This is a genomic window from Delftia sp. NA_296.1, from assembly GCF_052692095.1.
This window is the reverse complement of the sequence record NZ_JBQZGF010000005.1, coordinates 273,648-294,201: the sequence shown is the minus strand read 5'-3', so window position 1 is coordinate 294,201 and position 20,554 is coordinate 273,648. Positions and strand designations below refer to the sequence as shown.

At 66.5% G+C, this 20,554-nt stretch carries 20 protein-coding genes; 17 read left to right on the top strand and 3 right to left on the bottom strand.

From position 1 onward, the window contains the following. Positions 1 to 72: 72 nt before the first annotated feature. Together ACUTR7_RS15095 and ACUTR7_RS15090 are read left to right on the top strand one after the other, a co-directional pair. Positions 73 to 672 carry a short chain dehydrogenase gene (locus ACUTR7_RS15095; RefSeq protein ID WP_096915363.1) on the top strand — a complete coding sequence of 200 codons (600 nt, stop codon included), beginning with the start codon at positions 73 to 75 and terminating at the stop codon, positions 670 to 672. A 77-nt stretch (positions 673 to 749) separates the two neighbouring features. Further along, positions 750 to 1,208, top strand: coding sequence for a DUF1841 family protein (locus tag ACUTR7_RS15090; RefSeq protein WP_445609161.1), 459 nt, complete (start codon positions 750 to 752; stop codon positions 1,206 to 1,208). Between the two features lie 70 nt (positions 1,209 to 1,278). Here ACUTR7_RS15090 and ACUTR7_RS15085 read toward each other — a convergent pair whose 3' ends face one another. Further along, a complete protein-coding gene (locus ACUTR7_RS15085; protein ID WP_012203590.1) occupies positions 1,279 to 1,953 on the bottom strand; it encodes a c-type cytochrome in 675 nt (224 codons plus the stop codon). Positions 1,954 to 2,069: 116 nt separating this feature from the next. On the opposite strand from ACUTR7_RS15085, the gene ACUTR7_RS15080 reads away from it, so the two are divergent. The 6 genes from ACUTR7_RS15080 (at position 2,070) to ACUTR7_RS15055 (ending at position 11,978) form a co-directional block, all read left to right on the top strand. Beyond that, entirely contained in the window at positions 2,070 to 2,924 is an 855-nt protein-coding gene (locus tag ACUTR7_RS15080; protein WP_012203589.1) for an AAA family ATPase, read from the top strand. An 11-nt stretch (positions 2,925 to 2,935) separates the two neighbouring features. Next, positions 2,936 to 3,646, top strand: a complete 711-nt coding sequence (locus ACUTR7_RS15075) for a GNAT family N-acetyltransferase (RefSeq protein WP_013803995.1) — start codon at positions 2,936 to 2,938, stop codon at positions 3,644 to 3,646. A gap of 31 nt (positions 3,647 to 3,677) precedes the next feature. Further along, positions 3,678 to 4,865, top strand: a complete 1,188-nt coding sequence (locus ACUTR7_RS15070; protein ID WP_012203587.1) for a vWA domain-containing protein — start codon at positions 3,678 to 3,680, stop codon at positions 4,863 to 4,865. A gap of 4 nt (positions 4,866 to 4,869) precedes the next feature. Continuing rightward, positions 4,870 to 6,792, top strand: a complete 1,923-nt coding sequence (locus tag ACUTR7_RS15065) for an autotransporter assembly complex protein TamA (protein ID WP_202760167.1) — start codon at positions 4,870 to 4,872, stop codon at positions 6,790 to 6,792. Positions 6,793 to 6,794: 2 nt separating this feature from the next. Continuing rightward, positions 6,795 to 11,141 carry a translocation/assembly module TamB domain-containing protein gene (locus ACUTR7_RS15060; RefSeq protein WP_445609160.1) on the top strand — a complete coding sequence of 1,449 codons (4,347 nt, stop codon included), beginning with the start codon at positions 6,795 to 6,797 and terminating at the stop codon, positions 11,139 to 11,141. A gap of 660 nt (positions 11,142 to 11,801) precedes the next feature. After that, complete coding sequence (locus tag ACUTR7_RS15055; RefSeq protein WP_198818742.1) at positions 11,802 to 11,978, top strand: hypothetical protein; 177 nt, start codon at positions 11,802 to 11,804, stop codon at positions 11,976 to 11,978. A 56-nt stretch (positions 11,979 to 12,034) separates the two neighbouring features. Here ACUTR7_RS15055 and ACUTR7_RS15050 read toward each other — a convergent pair whose 3' ends face one another. Then, on the bottom strand, positions 12,035 to 13,072 hold the full coding sequence (locus tag ACUTR7_RS15050; RefSeq protein ID WP_445609159.1) for a phage portal protein: 1,038 nt from the start codon (positions 13,070 to 13,072) through the stop codon (positions 12,035 to 12,037). Continuing rightward, entirely contained in the window at positions 13,072 to 14,958 is a 1,887-nt protein-coding gene (locus ACUTR7_RS15045) for a terminase large subunit domain-containing protein (RefSeq protein ID WP_445609158.1), read from the bottom strand. Before ACUTR7_RS15045 ends, ACUTR7_RS15050 begins: the two co-directional genes overlap by 1 nt. A 121-nt stretch (positions 14,959 to 15,079) precedes the next feature. On the opposite strand from ACUTR7_RS15045, the gene ACUTR7_RS15040 reads away from it, so the two are divergent. The 9 genes from ACUTR7_RS15040 to ACUTR7_RS15000 all read left to right on the top strand — a co-directional run bounded on the left by ACUTR7_RS15040 (position 15,080) and on the right by ACUTR7_RS15000 (position 20,553). Then, positions 15,080 to 15,919, top strand: a complete 840-nt coding sequence (locus ACUTR7_RS15040) for a GPO family capsid scaffolding protein (protein ID WP_445609157.1) — start codon at positions 15,080 to 15,082, stop codon at positions 15,917 to 15,919. Positions 15,920 to 15,970: 51 nt separating this feature from the next. Next, positions 15,971 to 16,981, top strand: coding sequence for a phage major capsid protein, P2 family (locus ACUTR7_RS15035; protein ID WP_445609156.1), 1,011 nt, complete (start codon positions 15,971 to 15,973; stop codon positions 16,979 to 16,981). An 82-nt stretch (positions 16,982 to 17,063) separates the two neighbouring features. Next, positions 17,064 to 17,783: a phage terminase small subunit gene (gpM, locus tag ACUTR7_RS15030; protein ID WP_445609155.1), complete on the top strand. Its 720-nt coding sequence runs from the start codon at positions 17,064 to 17,066 to the stop codon at positions 17,781 to 17,783. 107 nt (positions 17,784 to 17,890) lie between these two features. Further along, positions 17,891 to 18,376, top strand: coding sequence for a head completion/stabilization protein (locus ACUTR7_RS15025; RefSeq protein WP_445609154.1), 486 nt, complete (start codon positions 17,891 to 17,893; stop codon positions 18,374 to 18,376). Positions 18,377 to 18,378: 2 nt separating this feature from the next. Further along, positions 18,379 to 18,603 (top strand): tail protein X, encoded by a 225-nt coding sequence (locus tag ACUTR7_RS15020; protein WP_445609153.1) that lies wholly within the window; start codon positions 18,379 to 18,381, stop codon positions 18,601 to 18,603. Position 18,604: 1 nt separating this feature from the next. Next, positions 18,605 to 18,856, top strand: coding sequence for a hypothetical protein (locus ACUTR7_RS15015; protein ID WP_445609152.1), 252 nt, complete (start codon positions 18,605 to 18,607; stop codon positions 18,854 to 18,856). After that, positions 18,853 to 19,437, top strand: a complete 585-nt coding sequence (locus ACUTR7_RS15010) for a glycoside hydrolase family protein (RefSeq protein WP_445609151.1) — start codon at positions 18,853 to 18,855, stop codon at positions 19,435 to 19,437. The genes ACUTR7_RS15015 and ACUTR7_RS15010 overlap by 4 nt, the downstream gene beginning before the upstream one ends. Continuing rightward, positions 19,434 to 20,015 carry a hypothetical protein gene (locus ACUTR7_RS15005; RefSeq protein WP_445609150.1) on the top strand — a complete coding sequence of 194 codons (582 nt, stop codon included), beginning with the start codon at positions 19,434 to 19,436 and terminating at the stop codon, positions 20,013 to 20,015. The genes ACUTR7_RS15010 and ACUTR7_RS15005 overlap by 4 nt, the downstream gene beginning before the upstream one ends. Before the next feature lies 1 nt (position 20,016). Further along, on the top strand, positions 20,017 to 20,553 hold the full coding sequence (locus ACUTR7_RS15000) for a phage tail protein (protein WP_445609149.1): 537 nt from the start codon (positions 20,017 to 20,019) through the stop codon (positions 20,551 to 20,553). The last annotated feature ends 1 nt before the right edge of the window (position 20,554 follow it).

The window sequence follows — 20,554 nt, the reverse complement described above, 5'->3', positions numbered from 1 at the left end:
TTTCGCTACTTTATGGCATGAGCGATTTGCAAAACACTGGAGGCCTGTTCACTCCTTCCGAAAGAAAACCGCATGAAGATCCTGCTCATCGGTGCCACCGGCACCATTGGCCGCGCTGTCCACGCCCTGCTGGCCCCGCGCCATGACATCGTCACCGTGGGCCGCAACAGCGGCGACCTGCGCGCCGACTTCACGCAGCCCGAGACGCTGCAGAAAATGTTCGAAGCCGCCGGCCAGGTGGACGCCATCGTCAGCACGGCCGGCAAACTGCACTTCGGCCCGCTGTCCGAGATGACGGCCGAGCAGTTCAACTCCGGCCTGCAGGACAAGCTGCTGGGCCAGGTGCGGCTCGCCCTGCTGGGCCAGCGCTGGCTGCGCGACGGCGGCTCCATCACGCTGACCAGCGGCGTCGCCGCCACCGAGCCCATCCGCCACGGCGCCAATGCATCGACGGTGAATGCCGCCCTCCACGGATTCGTCACCGGCGCTGCGGTCGAACTGCAGCGCGGCCTGCGCATCAATGCCGTGAGCCCCACCTTGCTGACCGAATCGGCCGATGCCTATGGCTCGGTCTTCCCCGGCTTCGAGACCGTGCCTGCCGCCCGCGTGGCCCTGGCCTACCAGCGCAGCGTGGAAGGCGCCCAGACCGGCAGGGTCTTCGAAGTGCTCTGACCTCTTCTTGCGGCGGGCCCTCGGCAAAGTCCTTGCGTGCCCGCCCAAAAGGGCTGCGTGCTACGCTGCGCGCCACCATGTTCAACCCCACCCAAGCCGATGTGCGGCGCTTTTTCTGCGGCGTGCGCACCAAGATGCTGAACGGCGCGCCGATGGAGGCCATAGAGACGCTGGCCAGCCTCTGGATTGCCGAGCATCCCGAGTATTTCGATGACCTCGCCGACGTGGACGCCGCCCTGCTGCGCGACTACGACGCCACGCCCGGCGTGACCAATCCTTTCCTGCACCTGTCCATGCACCTGTCCATCAGCGAGCAGTGCAGCATCGACCAGCCGCGCGGCATACGCCAGGCGGTGGAGCTGCTCAGCCGCCGCCTGGACTCGCTGCACGACGCCCACCACGCCACCATGGAATGCCTGGGGCAGATGCTCTGGGAAAGCCAGCGCTCGGGCCGCCCCCCGGATGGCGAAGCCTACATTGCCGCCGTGCAGCGCCGCGCCACCAGCGACGGCGCCAAGGCCACGGGCGGCGTATAGTTCCGGCCCTTCATTGCCCTCAAGACAAAGCCCGCAATTGCGGGCTTTTGCTTTGGAGGAAAGGCGCGACCTACTGCGATTTCTGGCCGAGGCGGAAATGGGGCTGGGGCAGGGTCTGCAGCTCGCCATCGAGGCTGCCGATGTAGTTGGCCAGCGCCTTGAGTTCGCTGTTGGTGAACTGCTTGGCAATGCCGGCCATCACGCCGTTGCTGCGGCCGATGTGGGGGTTGCCTTCGGTCTTGTAGGACTTGAGGGCAGAGTACAGATAGTCCGCATACTGGCCCGCCACCTTCGGGTAGCTGGGGTCGATGGGCTTGGAAAAACCCTGGCCGTGGCAGGAGACGCAGGCCCCTTTTTGCAGCAGCGCGGCAACCTGGGTGCTGGGCTCGCGGACCTTGGCGTCGGCGGCCTTGGCCACGCCATGCTCGGCGTAGTAGGCGGCCACGTCGGCCATGTCCTGCTCGGTCAGCGGATCGGCGATGCCGCGCATGGTGGGGTGCTTGCGCTCGCCCTTCTGGTAGGCCTGCAGCGCGGCCACGATGTAGGGTGCGCCCTGTCCTGAAATCTTGGGGACCTTGTACACCTCGGGGAAGCTGGCCTGGTAGCCCTGGATGCCATGGCAGCCAATGCACATGGCGATCTTCCCCTCCCCTGCCTTTGCGTCACCTTTGCTTTGCTGGGCCTGTGCCACAGGGGTCACAGATGCGACAGTCAGCGCCAATACCGTGGTCAAAGTTTTTATCATTTTGCGCGCACAATCCTTCAAGAGTTCTGACGGATGCCTACTGCTGAGCGGGTAGCGCGAACGATTATGGCAGTCACCGTCAAGCGTCCCCATCAATACTTACGCTGATACCGCCCATGAAATTTCAAGGTTCCGAGAACTACGTCGCCACCCAGGATTTGATGCTCGCGGTGAATGCCGCAGCCACCTTGCAGCGCCCGCTGCTGGTCAAGGGAGAGCCCGGCACGGGCAAGACCATGCTGGCCGAGGAAGTGGCCGCGGCGCTGGACATGCCGCTGCTGCAGTGGCACATCAAGTCCACCACCAAGGCCCAGCAGGGGCTGTACGAATACGACGCCGTCAGCCGCCTGCGCGACTCGCAGCTGTCCGACATCGACGGTGGCGAGCGCGTCAAGGACATCCACAACTACATCATCAAGGGCGTGCTGTGGCAGGCCTTCACGGCCGACCGGCCCGTGGCCCTGCTGATCGACGAGATCGACAAGGCCGACATCGAATTCCCGAACGACCTGCTGCGCGAGATCGACCGCATGGAGTTCTACTGCTACGAGACGCGCGAGATGATCCGCGCCAAGCACCGGCCGCTGGTGTTCATCACCTCCAACAACGAAAAGGAGCTGCCCGACGCCTTCCTGCGCCGCTGCTTCTTCCACTACATCAAGTTCCCCGACGCCGACACCATGCGCCAGATCGTGGCCGTGCACTTCCCCAAGCTGCAGGGCGAGCTGCTGACCGCCGCGATGAAGGTCTTCTACGACGTGCGCAACCTGCCCGGCCTCAAGAAGAAGCCCTCCACCAGCGAGCTGATCGACTGGCTCAAGCTGCTGGTGGCCGAGGACATTCCCGTGGAATCGCTGCAGACCGCCGAGGGCAAGGTCGCCGTGCCGCCGCTGGTGGGCGCCCTGCTCAAGAACGAGCAGGATGTGAGCCTGTTCGAGAAGCTGGTCTTCATGAACCAGCGCAACCGCTGAGGCCTGCGCCCATGCCCCATCCCGAACACACCAACGACACGGGCGTGCCGGCCCTCACCGGCCAGGTGACGACCATTCCCGTGGCCGGCGCGGTGGCTCACCAGGGCTTTGTGCGACCCGTGGTCATGCGCTTCAACGGCGTGCGGCTGGAGCCCCTGGCCCTCGCCCATGAAGCCGGGCTGCGCGAGGCCGTGCAGGACGGCCAGCTGTGGCGCATCCGCGTGACCTCGGCACCCGAGCCCGGTGATGTGCGTGCCTATATCGAAGCCGCCCTGGAGCAGCGCAGCCTGGGCAAGCGCTTCGCCTTTGCCGTGCTGGACGACGACAGCGGCAAGGTGCTGGGCACCAGCAGCTACCACGACATCCTGCCCGAGGTGCGCCGCGTGGAGATCGGCTACACCTGGTACGCGCGCAGCGTGCAGCGCACCCATGTCAACACCTCGGCCAAGCTCATGCTCATGGGCCATGCGTTCGACACGCTGTCCTGCCATGTGGTGGGCTGGCGCACGGACTGTTTCAACTTCGCCAGCCAGCGCGCCATCGAGCGCCTGGGCGCGAAGAAGGACGGCGTGATCCGCGGCCACGCGCTGCGCCGCGACGGCACCATCCGCGACACCGTGATGTACAGCCTGCGCAGCGGCGAATGGCCCGAGTCGCGCGCCCAGCTGCTGGACCAGTTGCAGCGCCATTCGGACGGCAGCACCGCCGTGGCGCGCACATGAGGGCGCGTACGCCGGGCCCTCGGGAGATGCCATGCTGATCGACTTCTTCTACACCATGCGCGCGGCCAAGCTGCCCGTCTCGGTCAAGGAGTTCCTGACCCTGCTGGAGGCACTGCAGGCCGGCGTGGTCGGCCCCAAGAGCGACGACGCCTGGAGCCTGGACGACTTCTACCACCTGGGCCGCACCGTGCTGGTCAAGGACGAGAAGCACTACGACAAGTACGACCGCGCCTTTGCCGCCTACTTCAAGGGCGTGGAGATGGTGGCCGACCTCACGCGCGAAATTCCCCAGGACTGGCTGAAGAAGCTGCTGGAGCGCGAGCTCTCGCCCGAGGAAAAGGCCGCCATCGAGGCCATGGGCTGGGACGAGCTGATGGAGACGCTCAAGAAGCGGCTCGAAGAGCAAAAGGAGCGGCACGAAGGCGGCAACAAATGGATAGGCACGGGCGGCACCAGCCCCTTCGGCCACGGCGGCTACAACCCGGCCGGCGTGCGCATCGGCGGGCCGGGCCGCAACAAGAGCGCCGTCAAGGTCTGGGAGCAGCGCGCCTACCGCGACTACGACGACACGCAGGAGCTGGGCACGCGCAACATCAAGGTCGCGTTGCGCCGGCTGCGCAAGTTCGCCCGCGAAGGCGGCGAGCTGGAGCTGGACCTGCCCGACACCATCCGCAGCACGGCCGCCAACGCGGGCTACCTGGACATCAAGATGATCCCGGAGCGCCACAACAACGTGAAGGTGCTGCTGCTCATGGACGTGGGCGGCACCATGGACGAGCATGTGCAGCGCGTGGAAGAGCTGTTCTCGGCCGTCAAGAGCGAGTTCAAGCACCTGGAGTTCTACTACTTCCACAACTGCGTCTACGACTTCATGTGGAAGAACAACCGCCGCCGCTTCGCCGAGAAGTTTCCGACCTGGGACATCATCCGCAAGTACAACAAGGACTACAAGCTGATCTTCGTGGGCGACGCCACCATGAGCCCCTACGAGATCCTGCAGCCCGGCGGCAGCGTGGAGTACATGAACGAGGAGCCCGGCGCCGAATGGCTGCAGCGCCTGACGCATGCCTTCCCGCGCTTTGCCTGGATCAACCCCGAGCCGCCTGGCGTCTGGCAGTACCGCCAGAGCATCAGCATCATCCAGCAGCTCACGGGCAACCGCATGTACCCTTTGACACTCAAAGGTCTGGAAGACGCCATGCGCCTGCTGTCAAAATAGGCCGATGCCCAAGCTCCCCCCCGCGACAGCGCCGGCCCGAGGGCCGGCGTTTTTGTTTCTGTTGAGTGCAGCCCTGATGCTCGGTGGCTGCAGCCTCCTGCCGTCCAAGAATGATGACAAGGACACGGACCCGTCGCTGATTGCAGCGACCGGCGACCCGGCCTTCTCGCTCGTCGTCGATGCGCCCAAGGAAGTGCGCGAGCTGCTGGAAAAGCACCTCGAACTGCGCCGCTACCGCTACCAGAGCGATCTGCAGCGGCGCGAGCTCACGCGGCTGCTGGGCGCCACCGACGCCAACGTGCGCGACCTGATCGGCACGCTGGGCTACTTCAGCCCCACGGTCACGGTGGAGATCAAGGAAACGCCCGAATCCGAAGAGGCCCCGCTGCAGGTCACCGTCAAGGTGGACCCGGGCGAGCCCGCCACCATTGCGCGCAGCCAGGTGCGCTTTGCGGGCGTCAATGCCGATGATCCCGACGGCGCCTCCCAGCGCGCCACCATCGAAGAGGACTGGCCGCTGCAGCCCGGCCAGCGCTTCAGCCAGTCCAGCTGGAGCCAGGCCAAGAGCCAGGGCCTGCGCACGCTGCAGTCGCGCCGCTACCCGCTGGCGCGCATCGACTCCAGCCTGGCCGACATCGACGCCGACACGCATGAGGCCGATGTCAGCGTGGCCTATGCGCCCGGCCCGGCCTACACCTTCGGCCCGCTGCGCATCGAAGGCGCCCAGCGCTACGACCCCGTGGGCACGGCCCGCATCGCACGCCTGCCCGAGGGCGAGGAATACGACCAGACCGCCCTGGTCGATGCCCAGCTGCGCCTGGCCAGCAGCGGCTACTACGACTCCGTCTTCCTCACGCTGGCCAATGTGCCCCAGCAGGGAGAAAGCGCCGCCGAGGATGAGGAGGCCCTCAAGCGCAAGGGCGCCCAGGTCACCACGCCCGTCATCGCCCAGGTGCGCGAGGCCCAGATGCAGAAATGGGTCTTCGGCGTGGGCATGAGCACCGACACCGGCCCGCGCCTGAGCGTGGACCACATCCACAACCGCCTGCCCTGGCTGGGCTGGCGCGCCGTCACGCGCATGCGCTTCGACCGCAAGAACCCGCTGATCTCCACGCAGTGGACCGCCCTGCCCGATGAAACCCTGTGGCGCTGGTTCACCACGGCCAAGGCCGAGCGCGCGCCCTCGGGCGACTTCGATGTCAACAGCCTGCAGCTGCGCGCCGGCCGCACCAAGTCCGAAGACCACATCGATCGCAACTACTACCTGCAGTACGACTACGCCAAGACCCAGGGCGAGGGCGCGCCCCCGTCCAGCTCGTCGGTCACGGCCAACTACGGCTGGACCGGGCGCTACTTCGACAGCACGCTGGCGCCCTCCTCGGGCTTCGGCTTTGCCTGGGAAGTCGGCGCGGGCACCACGCTCACGCCCCAGCGCACGCCGTTCGGCCGCGTCTCCGGCCGCTGGCTCAGCCTGATTCCCATCGGCGAGGTCGACCCCGAGACCAAGCGCCGCAGCCGCCTGGCGCTGCGCGCCTCCGGCGGCGCCCTGCTGGCCCGCAAGGATGCCGACCTGCCCGTCACCCAGCTGTTCATCACCGGCGGCGACAACACCGTGCGCGGCTACGGCTACCAGAGCATCGGTGCGCGCACCGACAGCGGCAAGGTCATCGGCGGGCGCTACATGGCCGTGGGCAGCATCGAGTGGCAGCGGCCCATCGTCATCAAGGGCAACACACAGGACTGGGAGCACGCCGTCTTCCTGGACGCCGGCACCGTGGGCGATGCGCCCGACTCCATGTACATGCGCGTGGGCGTGGGCACCGGCCTGCGCTGGCGCAGCCCCGTGGGCCCCGTGCAGGCCGACATCGCCTGGGGCGCCCAGGAAAAGCAGCTGCGCCTGCACCTGCGCCTGGGCTTCAACTTCTGACCATGGTGGATTCCCGCTTGAATACCCCTGCCTCCTCCGCCGCGCCAGATCAAAGCCCCCAGGCGTCCCCTCCCTCGCCTGCGCCCCGGCGCCGCCGCTGGCTGCGCGCCCTGCTCTGGTTCTTCCTGGTGCTGGTCCTGCTGCTGGCCGCCCTGCTGGGTTCCGCATGGTGGTGGGCCGGCCGTGCCGATTCGCTGGCCTACACCCTGCAGCGCGTGGCCGGCTGGCTGCCCGCAGGCCAGAGCCTGCAGGCCAAGGAAGTCACCGGCACCGTGCGCCAGGGCGGGCGCATCGGCTGGCTGCAATGGCAAAGCCCCACCATGAAGGTGGAGCTGCGCGACGCCACCATCGGCTGGCAATTGCGCCCCCTGCTGTCGCGCACCGTGCGCCTGGGCGAAGTGCGCATCGCCGAGCTGAGCATTGCCAGCACCCCCGACCCCGAGGACAAGAAACCCGTCGAGCCACTGCAGCAGCTCGTGCTGCCCGTGAAGATCGACGTGCCCTTCCATGTGGAGCGCATCGTCTGGCAAGGCCCGCCCCAAGCCGAGGTACTGGGCCTGCAAGGCCACTACATCTATGACGGCAGCGAGCACCAGCTGGACGTGCGCGACCTGCAATGGGCCGATGGCAACTACCAGGCCAGGCTGCGCCTGCAGGCCCGCGCGCCCATGGCCATCCAGGCCCAGCTGCAGGGCGACCTGCAGGCGCCGGCCCTGGCATCGGATGACGAAGCCTCCACGGCCAAGGCCCCCAAACCTGCACCGCTGGCCGTGCAGGCCAAGGCACAGATCGACGGCACCCTGGCCACCGCCGCTGCGCAACTGGGCATCAAGCTCCAGGTTGATGCCAAGCCCGGGACGGTGTCCGAGGAAACGCCTGCCCCTCCCGTCGTACAGAAATCCGCCAAGGCCGATGGCAAGAACGGCAAGGCCAGGGAGCGCAAGGAAGCCGCCCCCGTGTCCGAACCCATGCATGCGGACATCGAGGCCAGCATCCGGCCCTGGCAGCCCCAGCCGCTGCAGACCGCGCGCGCCCAGCTCAGCCAGATCGACATCGCCGCCTTCTGGCCCCAGGGACCGCGCACCCGCATCAGCGGCGAATTGCAGGCCGGGCCGGATGGCAAGGCAGCTGATACAGCCCAGGCACCAGCCACGACACCAGGCACAGCACCCGCCACGGATCAGGCATCGGACCAGGCACCAGGCTCGGCCATCGCCACCACCGCCTGGCAGCTGACGACACGCCTGAACAACGCCATGCCTGGCCCCTGGGACCGCCAGCGCCTGCCGCTGGACCAGATCGAGGCCGCGGTGCGCTATGACGGCCAGCAGTGGCTGCTGGAGCAGGCGCAGATCGCCATCGGCTCGGGCAGCATCGACGCCCAGGGCCGCTTCGAGCCCGCCACCAAGGTCTTCGAAGGCCAGGCCAAGGTCCAGCGCCTGGACCCCGCCGCGCTCTACAGCATCCTGGAAGCAGCGCCGCTGCAGGGCGAGCTGCGCGCCAGCACCACGGCCGAGCAGCAGGTGGACTTCAGCGTGGACATCCAGGCCGCAGCCGCGCCCGCGGGCGGCAAGCGCCAGCCCCTGCGCATAGAGAAACTCGCCACCAAGGGCCGCTGGGCCCAGCCCGTGCTCTCGCTGGAGAACCTGCAGCTTGATGCGCTGCAGGCGTCGGTGCGCAGCCGCAGCCTGCAGTTCGACACCGAACAGCAAAAACTGCAGACCGTGCTGAAGGCCGAGCTGCCCGGCGCCGAGCTCTCGCTGGACGGCCACATCAGCCCCGCCGCAGGCCAGGGCAGCAGCCAGCTCAAGCTGTCGTCACTCACCGCCCTCACGCAGTGGCTGCGCAAGCTGCCCGGCATGAAGGACCCGCTGGCCGGGGCCCTGGTCGAAGGCCAGGCCCAGCTGGACGCCAGCTGGCGCGGCGGATGGGGCGCCCTGCAAAAGCGCATGAAGGCCGCCGTGGGCGACCCGCTGCCCGCCAGCGGCCTGCAACTGCAGGCCGACCTGCAGGCCGCCAAGCTGCGCTACCTGCCCGCCAACACGCCGCCCGAGCAGGCGCTGGAGCTGCCCGAGCTGCGCCTGGCCCTCAAGGGCTCGCCCGAGCAGGCCAGCCTCACCCTCACCGGCCAGGCGAAGCGTGGCACGCAGACCGCGCAGATCGACACGGCCCTGCAGGCAGGCCTTGCCACGGCGCGCGGTGCCGCGCCCCTGGACTGGCAGGCCAGCATCGACAGACTGCAGGCCCGGTTGAATCCGGGCCAGGACCTGCCCGGCCCCTGGCAGTTGCAACTGGCGGGCAAGCAGCCCGTGCAGATCGCCCAGCGCACCACGGGCCGTACCGTGCTGTCCACCACCTTCACGGCATCGGCCGGCAGCCTGCAGGTCACGCCGCCCACGCTGGCCCAGCGCCGCGCCAATGCCGAGGCGCCGCAGCCCGTGCTGCTGGCCTGGGACGACACCCGCGCCACCCAGGGCGGAGACGGCCGCTGGGCCCTGCGCAGCACCGGCCGCGCCCAGGCCCTGCCGCTGGCCTGGGTCGATGCCCTGTCCATGGCCGAGGAGCCTCCGCTGGCTGCCATGGGCCTGAGCGGTGACCTGAGCTTCAACGCCCGCTGGGACCTGGACACCACCGGCCCCACGCTCAAGGCCGAACTGCTGGTCGAGCGTGCAGCCGGCGACCTGCGCCTGGCCGTGGAAGACGGCTCGGGCACCACCGTCATCCACACCACCGGCCCGCGCTCCAGCAAGCCCGGCGAAGTGCGCACGCATACCGTGCGCGGCGCCGGCATGCGCGCCCACATCAAGCAGGCACGCCTGAGCGTGCGCGCCCAGGGCGACGACGTGCAGGCCAAGCTCGATTGGGACAGCGAACGCGCCGGCACCCTGACCGCCCAGCTGGGCACGCGCCTGGCCCAGCAGGACGGCACCTGGACCTGGCCCGAGAAGGCCCCGCTGTCCGGCCAGATCGACGCCCGCATGCCCGACATCGGCATCTGGGCGCTGTTCGCCCCGCCCGGCTGGCGCGTCACCGGCTCGCTGCAGGCCAAGGCCGAGATCAGCGGCGACCGCCAGAACCCGCAGTGGCAGGGCAATCTCTCGGCCGACGGCCTGAGCATCCTGTCCGCGCTGGACGGCATCGACCTGCAAAACGGCGTGCTGCGCGCCCGCCTGCAAGGCAACCGGCTGGACCTGACCGAACTGCGCATGCAGGGCGGGCGCGGCAGCAATGCGCGCATCCTGGGCTACAGCGGCAACCTCACCACGGCCCCGCGCGAAGGCGGCGAACTCACAGGCTCGGGCTTCGTGCGCTGGGATCCGCCCAATGCCGATGGCAGCAACTCCGGCCTGAGCATGGACCTGCGCGCCCAGGCCACCAGGCTGCAGGTGCTGGTGCGCGCGGACCGCCAGGTCAGCATATCGGGCGGCCTGCAGGCCAAGCTGGAGCAAGGCCAGTTCACGCTGCGCGGCGACCTCACCACCGACCGCGCCACCATCATCCTGCCCGAGGAATCCGCCCCCTCGCTGGACTCCGACGTGGTCGTGCACTCGGCCGCCTCGCGCAAGGCCGAGCAGGAAGCGGCGCGCAAGCAGCAGCAGGCCGACCGCAAGGCCCAGGCCCGCGCGGAAACCATCAAGCTGCCCGACATCCTCGTCAAGCTCGACCTGGGCCGCGACTTCGCGCTGCAGGGCTACGGCATCACCACCCGGCTGGAAGGCGCGCTGGAAGTGCAAGGCCCCACCGTGGCGGGCGGCCCGCCGCGCATCACCGGCGAGATCCGCACCGTGCAGGGCCGCTACCGCGCCTGGGGCCAGTCGCTGGACGTGGAGACCGGCCTCATCCGCTTCAACGGCCCCTACGCCAACCCCTCGCTGGACATCCTGGCGCTGCGCCCGAACATCGCCGTGCGCGCAGGCGTGCAGGTGCAGGGCACGGCCAACGCCCCGCGCGTGCGCCTGTACTCCGACCCCGAAATGCCCGATGCCGAAAAGCTCTCCTGGGTGGTCATGGGCCGTGACCCCGCCACGGGCGGCGCCGAAAGCGCCCTGCTCCAGCAGGCCGCGCTGTCCCTGCTCAGCGGCGGGCGCAACAACAGCGGCAAGATCGCCAGCAACCTGGGCCTGGACGAAATCGGCTTCAAGGGCCCGGGCGGCGAAGGCTCCACCGGCGCGGCCCTCACCCTGGGCAAGCGCCTGTCCAGCGACCTCTATGTCACCTACGAGCAAAGCCTCTCGGGGGCCATGGGCACGCTGTACATCTTCTACGACCTCTCGCGCCGCCTCACCCTGCGCGGCCAGACCGGGGAAACCAGCGCGCTGGACCTGATCTACACCGTGCGCAAGGACTGACGCCCCAGCGCCCCGCATGCCGCCCTCCCGGCGGTGCGCGGGGCGGGTCCGGCGTGGGTTTACAATCGCCGTTTGCTCCTCTCCGTAGTTCAATGAGTAGCTACAGAGGGAAAAAATCAGTTTCGTATCACTTTCGTATCACCAAGGCCCGCGCGGACAAAATGAGTCCTCGCGGGCCTTGTCGCTTCTGGACCGCGTTCGCGCGGTTTTCCTGGCCCTGCCGCCCCGGCTTCCCGCAGCTGCCTGTCCAGCACCGTCAAAACGCGCATTTCTGCGTCAAATCCCGTCATGTGAAATACAGGCCACATCGCCGCGCAGGCCGCACCGCGCTTGGCGCTGGCCCTGGCCGGCAGGGCCGTCGAAAGCCAAACATTTAGCGCGCTGGTGAGGCGGGGGTCTCAGCGCGCGCTGGCGGTCAAGATAGGCCTTTTCGGCTGGATGGCGGGAAGGGGGTGCCCTGCGATGGGGGCGTGCAGGGGCGTGGCGGGCCGCTGGGCAGCGCGACGGGACAGCGGCAAGGGGTGGGACAGGCCGCATGGGTCGAGCGCGCTGGAGGCCTGCAGGTGCGTAAGCGAAAAGTTACAGATTCAAAACTACTGTATATTTAAACAGTAGAACACTGTATATTTCCACAGAACCAAGAGACAGAAGGGGCCACGAGTGAGCGATAGCAATGAGACGGATGAGCCGATGCATGCGGCAGCGCGGGACATCTATGCGAGCCTGATTGCCCTGGATGCATTGCTGCAGGCGGCGCAGGCAAACCCCATTCCCGCCTGCCATGTGCGGCAGCTGCTGCAGCCCGCTCTCAAGACGCTGGACCGCGCCACCAGCTGACAGCGCCAATGAAAAAGGGGCCTGCATGCAGGCCCCTTTGTTCCATCGTTTCCCGTCTACACCAGACCTTGCTGGGCCTGCTCAACGCTGGGCAGCAGGTAAGGGTCAAAGCTGCAGACAACATCCCCCATCCATTCATTGATGGCCTGCGCGAAGTGCGTCTGCAGGGGCTGGATTTCGTTGCGCGCGAACACCCGTGCAGCGTTGACCACATCGCCGAAGCCGCCAGCATTGGCCGGCACCACGCCCATAAGCTGCGGCGGCACGCGGTGGGCGGCCAATTGGTCATCGCGGCTCACGTTCTTGATGTTGAAAAATTCATCCTTGGCCGCCGCCTCGCCGATGGGCAGCAGCTGGATGGCTTTCTCTTTGCCGCCAGGCGAATGGAAAAACAGATTGCGGAAATTGCCCATGCCCTTGGAAGATTTCAAGGCCTGGCGCAGCGCATCCACATCGTCTTTTGCCACTTCGGGATCGCTCAGATAGAGGATGTATCCGGCATGGCTCCCATTGTTGTAATACCGGCGCCTAAACAGCGTGGCCGACTCATTGAGCCAGGCGGATTGCAGCGCGGCCAGGTACTGCGGCAGTCCATAGATTTCTTGGTGCACATCGGGCTGGAAGATGTGGCAAATGCTCCCTTCGGGAAACGTGTGCTCTTCCTGCCAGGTGCGACGGAACCCGAAGAGCCTCAAGCCACGGTGCCGGCGCGTGTACTTGGAAAGTACGTGGCGCAGGGGCAATGTGCCACCTAGACGATTGCGCGGGCGCTCCAAGTAGCCATTGCCAAAAACAAGGAAGTCCAGAGCAGCCCAATGCACCGTGGCGCGGCTCAGCAGTGGATGCGGGCGCAGCGTGCTGGCGAGCACCTGGGCCTTGAACTGGATGGCGCTTTCGTGGTGGGTGGCAGCGCGCAGCGTGCGCGCCAGGCCATCGAAGCTGATGGGGGTTTCGTACCAATCCCCATTGAGCCAGCATTCCACGTAATCCAAGATTTCGCGTCGGTCCAGCACGGCCTCGGGATCGCCGAAAGAGAATGCTTCGGCAGTGGCCGGCGTCGTCATGGTGCCCGCTGGGGTTGTGGTGTCTGTCATCAGTAAATCTCCAAAGTCGTGCGACTGGGAACGCCGCCCACGGCGACGGCCTCCAGTGGCTCGTTGTCCATCGCATTCATGCAGGCCCAGGCCAGATCCGCGTGCCCCGTCTCCCCACCACGGCCAGCCGCATAGGTCACGCTCTTGCCTGAGCCCGTCATCTCGCGCTTGATGGCCAGGAAACTGCGTTGCAGGTCCACGTCGCCAGAATCGAACTCAAAGCGGCCGGCGCGCATCAGGCTTGCCGCCTTCATCACCAGGCGCGTTTTGACCTCCACGCTGTACTGCAGCGATTTCACGGCCGGGAAAAACTTCTTCACGATCTGCAGCACGCCCTGGCCCAGACCTGTGGAATCAATGCAGATGTGGACCACGTTGTACTTTTCGGTCATCTGGCGGATGACTTCGGCCTGCCCTTCAAAGTCCGCTCCCTTGAACTGCATGCGCTCCAACACGCGGAACTTGCCGCCCGGCTTGTCTGGCGGGGCCAGCACAACAAGGCCCGCCGAGTCGCCCGTGTGGCTGGGGTCATAGCCAATCCAGACGGGCTTTTGGCCAAAGGGGCGCAGCGTGAAAGGTTTGAAATCGCTCCACGCATCCCAGCTGTCCGCATGGCAGCGCATCAGCGTGGACAGCGGGAAAACGGCGAAGGTGTCATCGACAAACCCGCACATCAGCAGGTTGTCCCATTCCTCGTCCGAATACTCGAAGCGCAGTGCATCAATGTCGAAAAGATTGCAGCCACCAGCCACAGCATCCTGCACCGTGACAATCTGGCGCCAGATCATGTCCTCGCCAGTGAATCCGCCTGCCAGCCTGTCATGGCTCAGGTCCAGCTCAATACGATTGGCCTTGCTGCGCTTTTCGTTGACGCGCTCACCACTCCACAGCGCGTAGGCCTGGTGCTGCAAGCTGCTGGGGGTAGAGAAAAGCGTTTTGCGCCATTTCGCATGGATGGCCATCCCGCTGGCCACCTTCCACAGTTCCTTAAAGTTGTGAGTCCAAAAGAACTCATCGAAATAGAGATTGCCGTGGTAGGACTGTGCTGTGCGGGCGCTCGTGCCCAAGAAATACAGGGTGGCGCCATTGCTCAGGACGATGGGATCGCCCTTCAAATCGATATCGCAATGCTCCTTGGCGAACGCGATGATGTACTGCCGGAACACATGTGCCTGCGCGCGACTGGCGGACAGAAAAATCTGATTGCGCCCTGTACGTAGGGCATCAATGAATGCCTCACGCGCGAAATAGTACGTGGCGCCGATCTGGCGCGATTTGAGGATGACCCGGGTGCGCTGGTCCCCGTGCTCCCACCAGACCCGCTGATAGTCGAAAAGCGAGTCCAAAAATTCACGAGTAATTTTCTCCACGTCCTCGGGCGTGAAGTGGTTGCGCTCGGGCTGCTTCTTCGGCCCGGCATTTCGCTTTTCGATGGCCGGATTCAGATCCGTTTCGCGGCCCGTGCGCTCGTACTTGTGCACCCGCGCCAAGCGCTCCATGGCACGCCCCAGCGCGTCCATTTCTTTGTAATCGCCGTTGCCCTTGCCCTCCTTGTGGATGAGCGTGCACAGGCGCATTTCCAGCGATCCCTCGACGCGCTCCACGGGCTTGGCCGCGTCCCATCCATCGGCCTTTTTCCAGTCGTGCAGCGTGGTGCGCGCAATGCCCAGGTGCTCGGCGATATGCGTGATGCGCCACCCCATCCAGTACAGCGCCCGAGCCTGGCGCCGCTGGCCCGCCTCCCCGTCTGCAGTGAGGTCATGCAGCAGCTGCACCTGGTCGGGCGGCGGGGCGTCGGGTTGGATGGGAAAGGGGTTGGCAGGCCTCTTTCGGCGCACGGCAGAAGTCATGCCATCGAGTGTCTGCATGCCCTCGCGCGCGCGCATCACCTTTGCCCGCTGTGATCGCCTCGCACCGGCCATTCAGTTGGACGCCTACGCGGTGCGGCGGGAGCATAGAGGCATCCCCAAAAGGGGCCGATCCACACCATCCACCGAACTGCAGCACATGCCCACCAAGTCCAAATGGTTCCGCGTGGCCACCGAAGGCGCCACCACCGATGGCCGCGAAATCACGCGCGCCGAAATCCAGCAAATGGCCGCCAGCTATGACCGCGAAAAAACCTATGGTGCGCGGGTCTGGCTGGAGCACTACCGGGGCACCGTGCCCGGTGGTCCATTCGACGCCCTGGGCGACGTGCTGGCACTCAAAGCCGAAGAAAACGAGGACAAGAAGCTGCAGCTGTTCGCGCAGATCGAGCCGCTGCAGGGCCTCATCGAAATGAACAAGAAGGGGCAGAAGATTTTCAGCTCCATCGAAATTCATCCCAGCTTTCCCAAGACGGGCGGCGCCTACTTCTTCGGCCTGGCCGTCACCGATAGCCCCGCCTCGCTCAGCACCGAGGTGCTGAAGTTCTCGGCTGGCGACCTGGCGAAAAGCCCGTTTGTCGGCCGCAAGGTGGACCAGGCGCTGATGTTCTCGGTGGCTGAACCTGCGGAGCTGGTGTTTGAAGAGACACCGGCAGCCACTAGTGGCGAAACCGGCGCAGTGCAAGCCGTGGTGAGCGCATTCACCAAGGTGCTGGAGCGCCTCATGCCGCAGCCCGAAAAAAAGCCCGAGCCCGTGCAGGCGCACAGCGTGGACAAGGACAAGGTGCTGGAAGCCTTCACCGGAATCGGCCAAGTGCTCGAAACCATGGCGAAAAAGCAGGATGCGGTGGCCAGCCAGTTCGCCCAGCTCCAAACCCAGCACACCGACCTGGTGAAAAAGCTCAGCCAGGAAGAACAGCCCGGCCAGCAACGCCAGCCCGCCACGGGCGGCAACGGCCAGACCATGGCCGACTACTGACAACCACGCCCGGCTCACCAGCCCACCACCGAATCACCGAGGAAACAAACAATGCTCAACGCAACCGCAGCCCTCTTCGATGCCTACACACAACGGCAAGCCCAGCTGTCGGGCGTGGCCAGCGTCGCGCGGCACTACAACGTCTCTCCGACGGTCCAGCAGAAGCTGGAAACCCGCATGCAGGAATCGAGCTCATTCCTGAAGTCCATCAACATCCTGCCCGTGGTGCCGCAGCAGGGCGAAAAGGTGGGTCTGAGCCTGACCCGTCCCGTCGCCAGCCGCACGGACACCACCGCTGACGGCCCCCGCAAGACCAAAGATCCGACAGGCAAGGACAAGACCGGATACCACTGCCTGCAGATTGATTCCGATACCCACATCAAGTACGCGATGCTCGATGCCTGGGCGCACTTCCCCGACTTTCAGGTGCGTATCAGCGACCTGATTGCCGAACGCAATGCGCTGGACCGCATCATGGTGGGATGGAACGGCAAGGAAGCCAAGGCCACCACCAACTTGACCGCCAACCCTCTGCTGCAGGATTTGACCAAGGGGTGGCTGCAGCGCCTGCGCGAAGAGGCGCCCGAGCGCGTCATGTCTTCTGGCAAGGTGGCGGGCAAGGTCACTGTGGGACCGGGTGGCGACTACAAGAACCTCGACGCCCTGGCCATGGATGCCAAGCACTCGCTGATTGATTCGTGGCACCGCAAGCACCCGGATCTGCGCGCCATCTGCAGCGATGACCTGATGCATGACAAGCTGTTCCCCATCGTGAACAACAACGATCTGCCCAGCGAGCGCCTGGCGGCCGACATGGTTGTGAGCCAGATGCGCCTGGGCGGCAGCCAGGCCGTGACCGTGCCTTTCTTCATCGACGGTGGCCTGCTCATCACGCCTCTGAAAAACCTGTCCATCTACTGGCAACGCGATGCGCGCCGCAAGGCCATCATCGACAACCCGTCCATGAACCAGGTGGACTTTTTCAACAGCTCCAACGACGACTATGTGATCGAGGATTTCGGCGCCTGCGCCTTCGTCGAAAACATCGAATTCATCGAATAGCCCGGCCCCACGCCGAGGGGCCAGGGCCGTGCTGCAGCTCAGCGGCGCGGCCCATGTTGCAAGCCACCACCTGGAACACACCATGCCAATGACTCCCGCGCGCCTGCACCGCATGCGTGTGCTGGCGGAACAAGAGGCCGCCGCATCCGCCGCCATCGACCCGCACGGCCCCATGCAAGGCAGCGAACACCAGCTCATGCTGGCCACGCTGTACGCCCATAAGGCCACGCTGAAAAACATCAAGGCCGTGGACAACAAGATCGCGGCCAAGGTCAAGCTGCTGCCTGACTTCGACGCCTACATCGACGGCGTGCTGCAGGCCGATGCCGGTGCGCAAGACCCCGTGCTGGTGGAGGTGCTCGTGTGGCAGATCGACGTGGGCAACTGGCCCCGCGTCCTGGAGCTGGCCGACTACGCGCTACGCCACGGCCTGCAGATGTCCGACAGGTACAGCCGCGACCTGGCCTCGGTGGTCATGGAAGAGACCGCCGAGGCCGCCATTGCCGGCAAGCTGGCCGGCCATGACGCCATGGTCACGCTGGCCAAGGTGGACCAGCTCACCACCGGCCTGGACATCCATGACCAAGTGCGCGCGAAGCTGCACAAGGCCATCGGCTGGGCCGCCATGGGCAAGACCACCACCACCGAGGTGGACCCCAAACAGCTGGAGCTGCAGCCCGTGCAAATCGCGCTGGAGCACCTGACACGCGCCGTCACCTTGTTTGAAAAGGTGGGCGTGAAAAAAGACGTGGAGCGTCTGGAGCGCCGCTTGAACGAGCTGCAGTCCAACCCTCCCACCTGAGCGAACCCCACGCACCGGGCGGCTCCGTGGCCACGGCCATCTGGCCATGCCATGCACGGCCAACGCCACGGACCACCGCCCACCTTCACCATCCGCCCCCGCCCGCCATGTCCTTCATTGCCAACGCCAACCCGCCAGCATCCACCGCCGAGCCCACCGTGAGCAATGACGGCTGGTTTCCCGACCTGGTGCCCACCCAGGTGCGCGATGCCTGCCGCCTGGACGGCACCGTGACCACACCGCGCCTGCTGCTCGCCCTCAAAGCCGCAATGCTCAGCGTCAATGCCGAGCTGCAGGAATGGGCGGCCGAGCAGCGCGTCCGCTGGGGCTATGCGCAGCTGGCTGACGTGCCCGCGCCCCAGGTGGGCGGCGAAAGCGCCAAGCTCCTGCACTACCGCCGCGCCGTGCACGAATGCCTGCAGGCGGATCTGCAGGAGGCCTACCGTGAAAGCGCGGCCACCAAGGTGGGCGGCGGCGGCGAGGAAGCCGTGCGCGAGGCCCTGGCGGCCAAGGTGGACTACCACCGCAAAAACCAGCGCTGGGCCATTGCCGACCTGGTGGGCCGTGCCCGCTGCACCGTGGAACTGCTGTAGCCATGGTCACCACCAGCAGCCCCACCACCACCGTGCGCGCCCATGAGCACGACACGCTGGACGCCCTGTGCCACCGGCACCTGGGCCGCACGGCCGGCGCCGTGGAGGCCACGCTCAACGCCCACCCGGGCCTGGCCAAGCGCGCCGCTGGCCTGGGCGCTGGCGAGCCCGTCCAACTGGTGGCCGCGCCCGCGCCGGCCCGCCCAATGATTCAACTGTGGGACTGATATGGACCGCGAAACCATCGTGAAAGCCGTTGCCATGGAGGGTGCCAAGGCCGCCCCGCCCGTCACCGTCGTGGCCGCCAACGTTGCCAACGGCTGGACCATGACCCAAACCGCTACCGCGCTCACCATCATCTACGTGCTGCTGCAGGCGGCCTACCTCGTGTGGCGTTGGAGCAATGAGCGCGAAGACCGCCGCGCCAAGCAGGCGCGCGAGGCGCTGGACCAGGCCGCAGCCTGCAAGGTGCAGGCATGAGCGGCCAGCGCATCCCCGCCAAGCTGCTGGGCATCGGCGCGGCCATCGTCACCGCCTGGATTGCGGCCGAGGGTTTCAGCTCGGCGCCCATCGTGCCGGTGCAGGGCGACGTGCCCACCATCGGCCACGGCGCCACCCACTACGAGGACGGCAAGCGCGTGACCATGGAAGATCCGCTCATCACGCGCGAGCGCGCCCGGCAGCTGGCCACCAACCTGCTGGAAGCGCAATACGGCACCTGTGTGCGCGACTCGCTGGGCGACACGCCCATGCATGCCGCTGAATTCGCCCAGGCCGTGGACTTTGCCGGGCAGTACGGCTGCGGCGCCTGGCGCGGCTCCAGCATGCTGGCGCGCACCCGGGCCGGCGACTATGCGGGCGCCTGCCAGGCCTACCTGGCCTATCGCTACATGACCAGCACGCGGCAGGAGGCCGTAGGCTGGACCGCCTACCAATGGGACAGCGCGGGCCGGCCGCGCCGCTGGCGCTTTGACTGCAGCACGCCGGGCAACCGCGTTTGCCGCGGCGTCTGGACCCGGCAGCTCGCGCGGCACAGCGCATGTATGGAGGCCCTGACGTGACCCCGCACCACCACCAGCGCGGCCTGCTCGGCTCGCAATTCCTGCTGACCGGCGTGCTGCTCCTGGCCTTGATCCTGGCCACGTTCTACATGGGCGTGCTCTACGAAGGGCGCAGCGCCGCCAAGGCCCAGCAGACCGCACTGCAGGCCCAGCAGCGCAAGGCCGACGAGGCTGTGGACAAGCTGCGCGCCGAGCGCGACGACACAGAGCGCGACTTGCGCAAGCAGATCGCCGACCAGAAAGCCAAACTCGAAACCACCCAAGGAAACGCCAATGCAGCTCATCAAACCCATGTCGCTGGCGTGCGTGCTGGCACTGTCCGCGTGCGCGTCCCCATCGTCCCTGCAGTGCCCGCCTGCGGTGGACCTACGCCACGCAGCCCCGCCCAGGGTGGAGCCGCTGGGCCTGAAACCGCGTATGCCCAACTTGACCCAACGGCAGCAGCAAATCTTGCCGACATCGCCCACGATGGGGACCAGGGAATCCGGGAGCTGAATCACTGCATCGACCGATACGAGCTGATGCGCAAGGCCATGGACCGCTGGACCGAGCAGACGCTGGCCGGCATGGGGGGCTGACATGCTCAAGCTGCAGAGCCTGCGCGACTTCCTGGCCCAATGCGCGCCCGACCTGGCGCGTGACCCTGAGAATTTCATCGTCTATGGCGATGACGGCCGCCTCATCGCCACGGGCACGGCCTCGCTGTCCTTCGAGTACCGATACACCGCCTATGCCACCCTGCTGGGCTACGCGGGCCACCCGGACGCCATCATGGTGCCGCTGCTGGCCTGGTGCCAGGTCAACCAGCCCGAGCTGTTCGACAACCCTGCCAAGCGCGAGAACGCCATACGCTTTGAAGTGGCACCACAAAGCGCATCCACCTACGACCTGGGCATAGAGATAGACCTCACAGAGCGCGCCATCGTCACGCCCGACCCGGACCACGACACGCGCCTGCGCATCACACACCCCGACGAACCCGGCCCCGTAGGCCTGCAGCGCTTCGATGGCAAGGACGTGCGGCAGCTCGAAGTCTGGGAGCTGTGGATGCGGGACCAAAAGCTGGCCACCTGGGAATTGTTGCCGCCCGCCTGGCGCCAACGCATGCCGCTGTAAA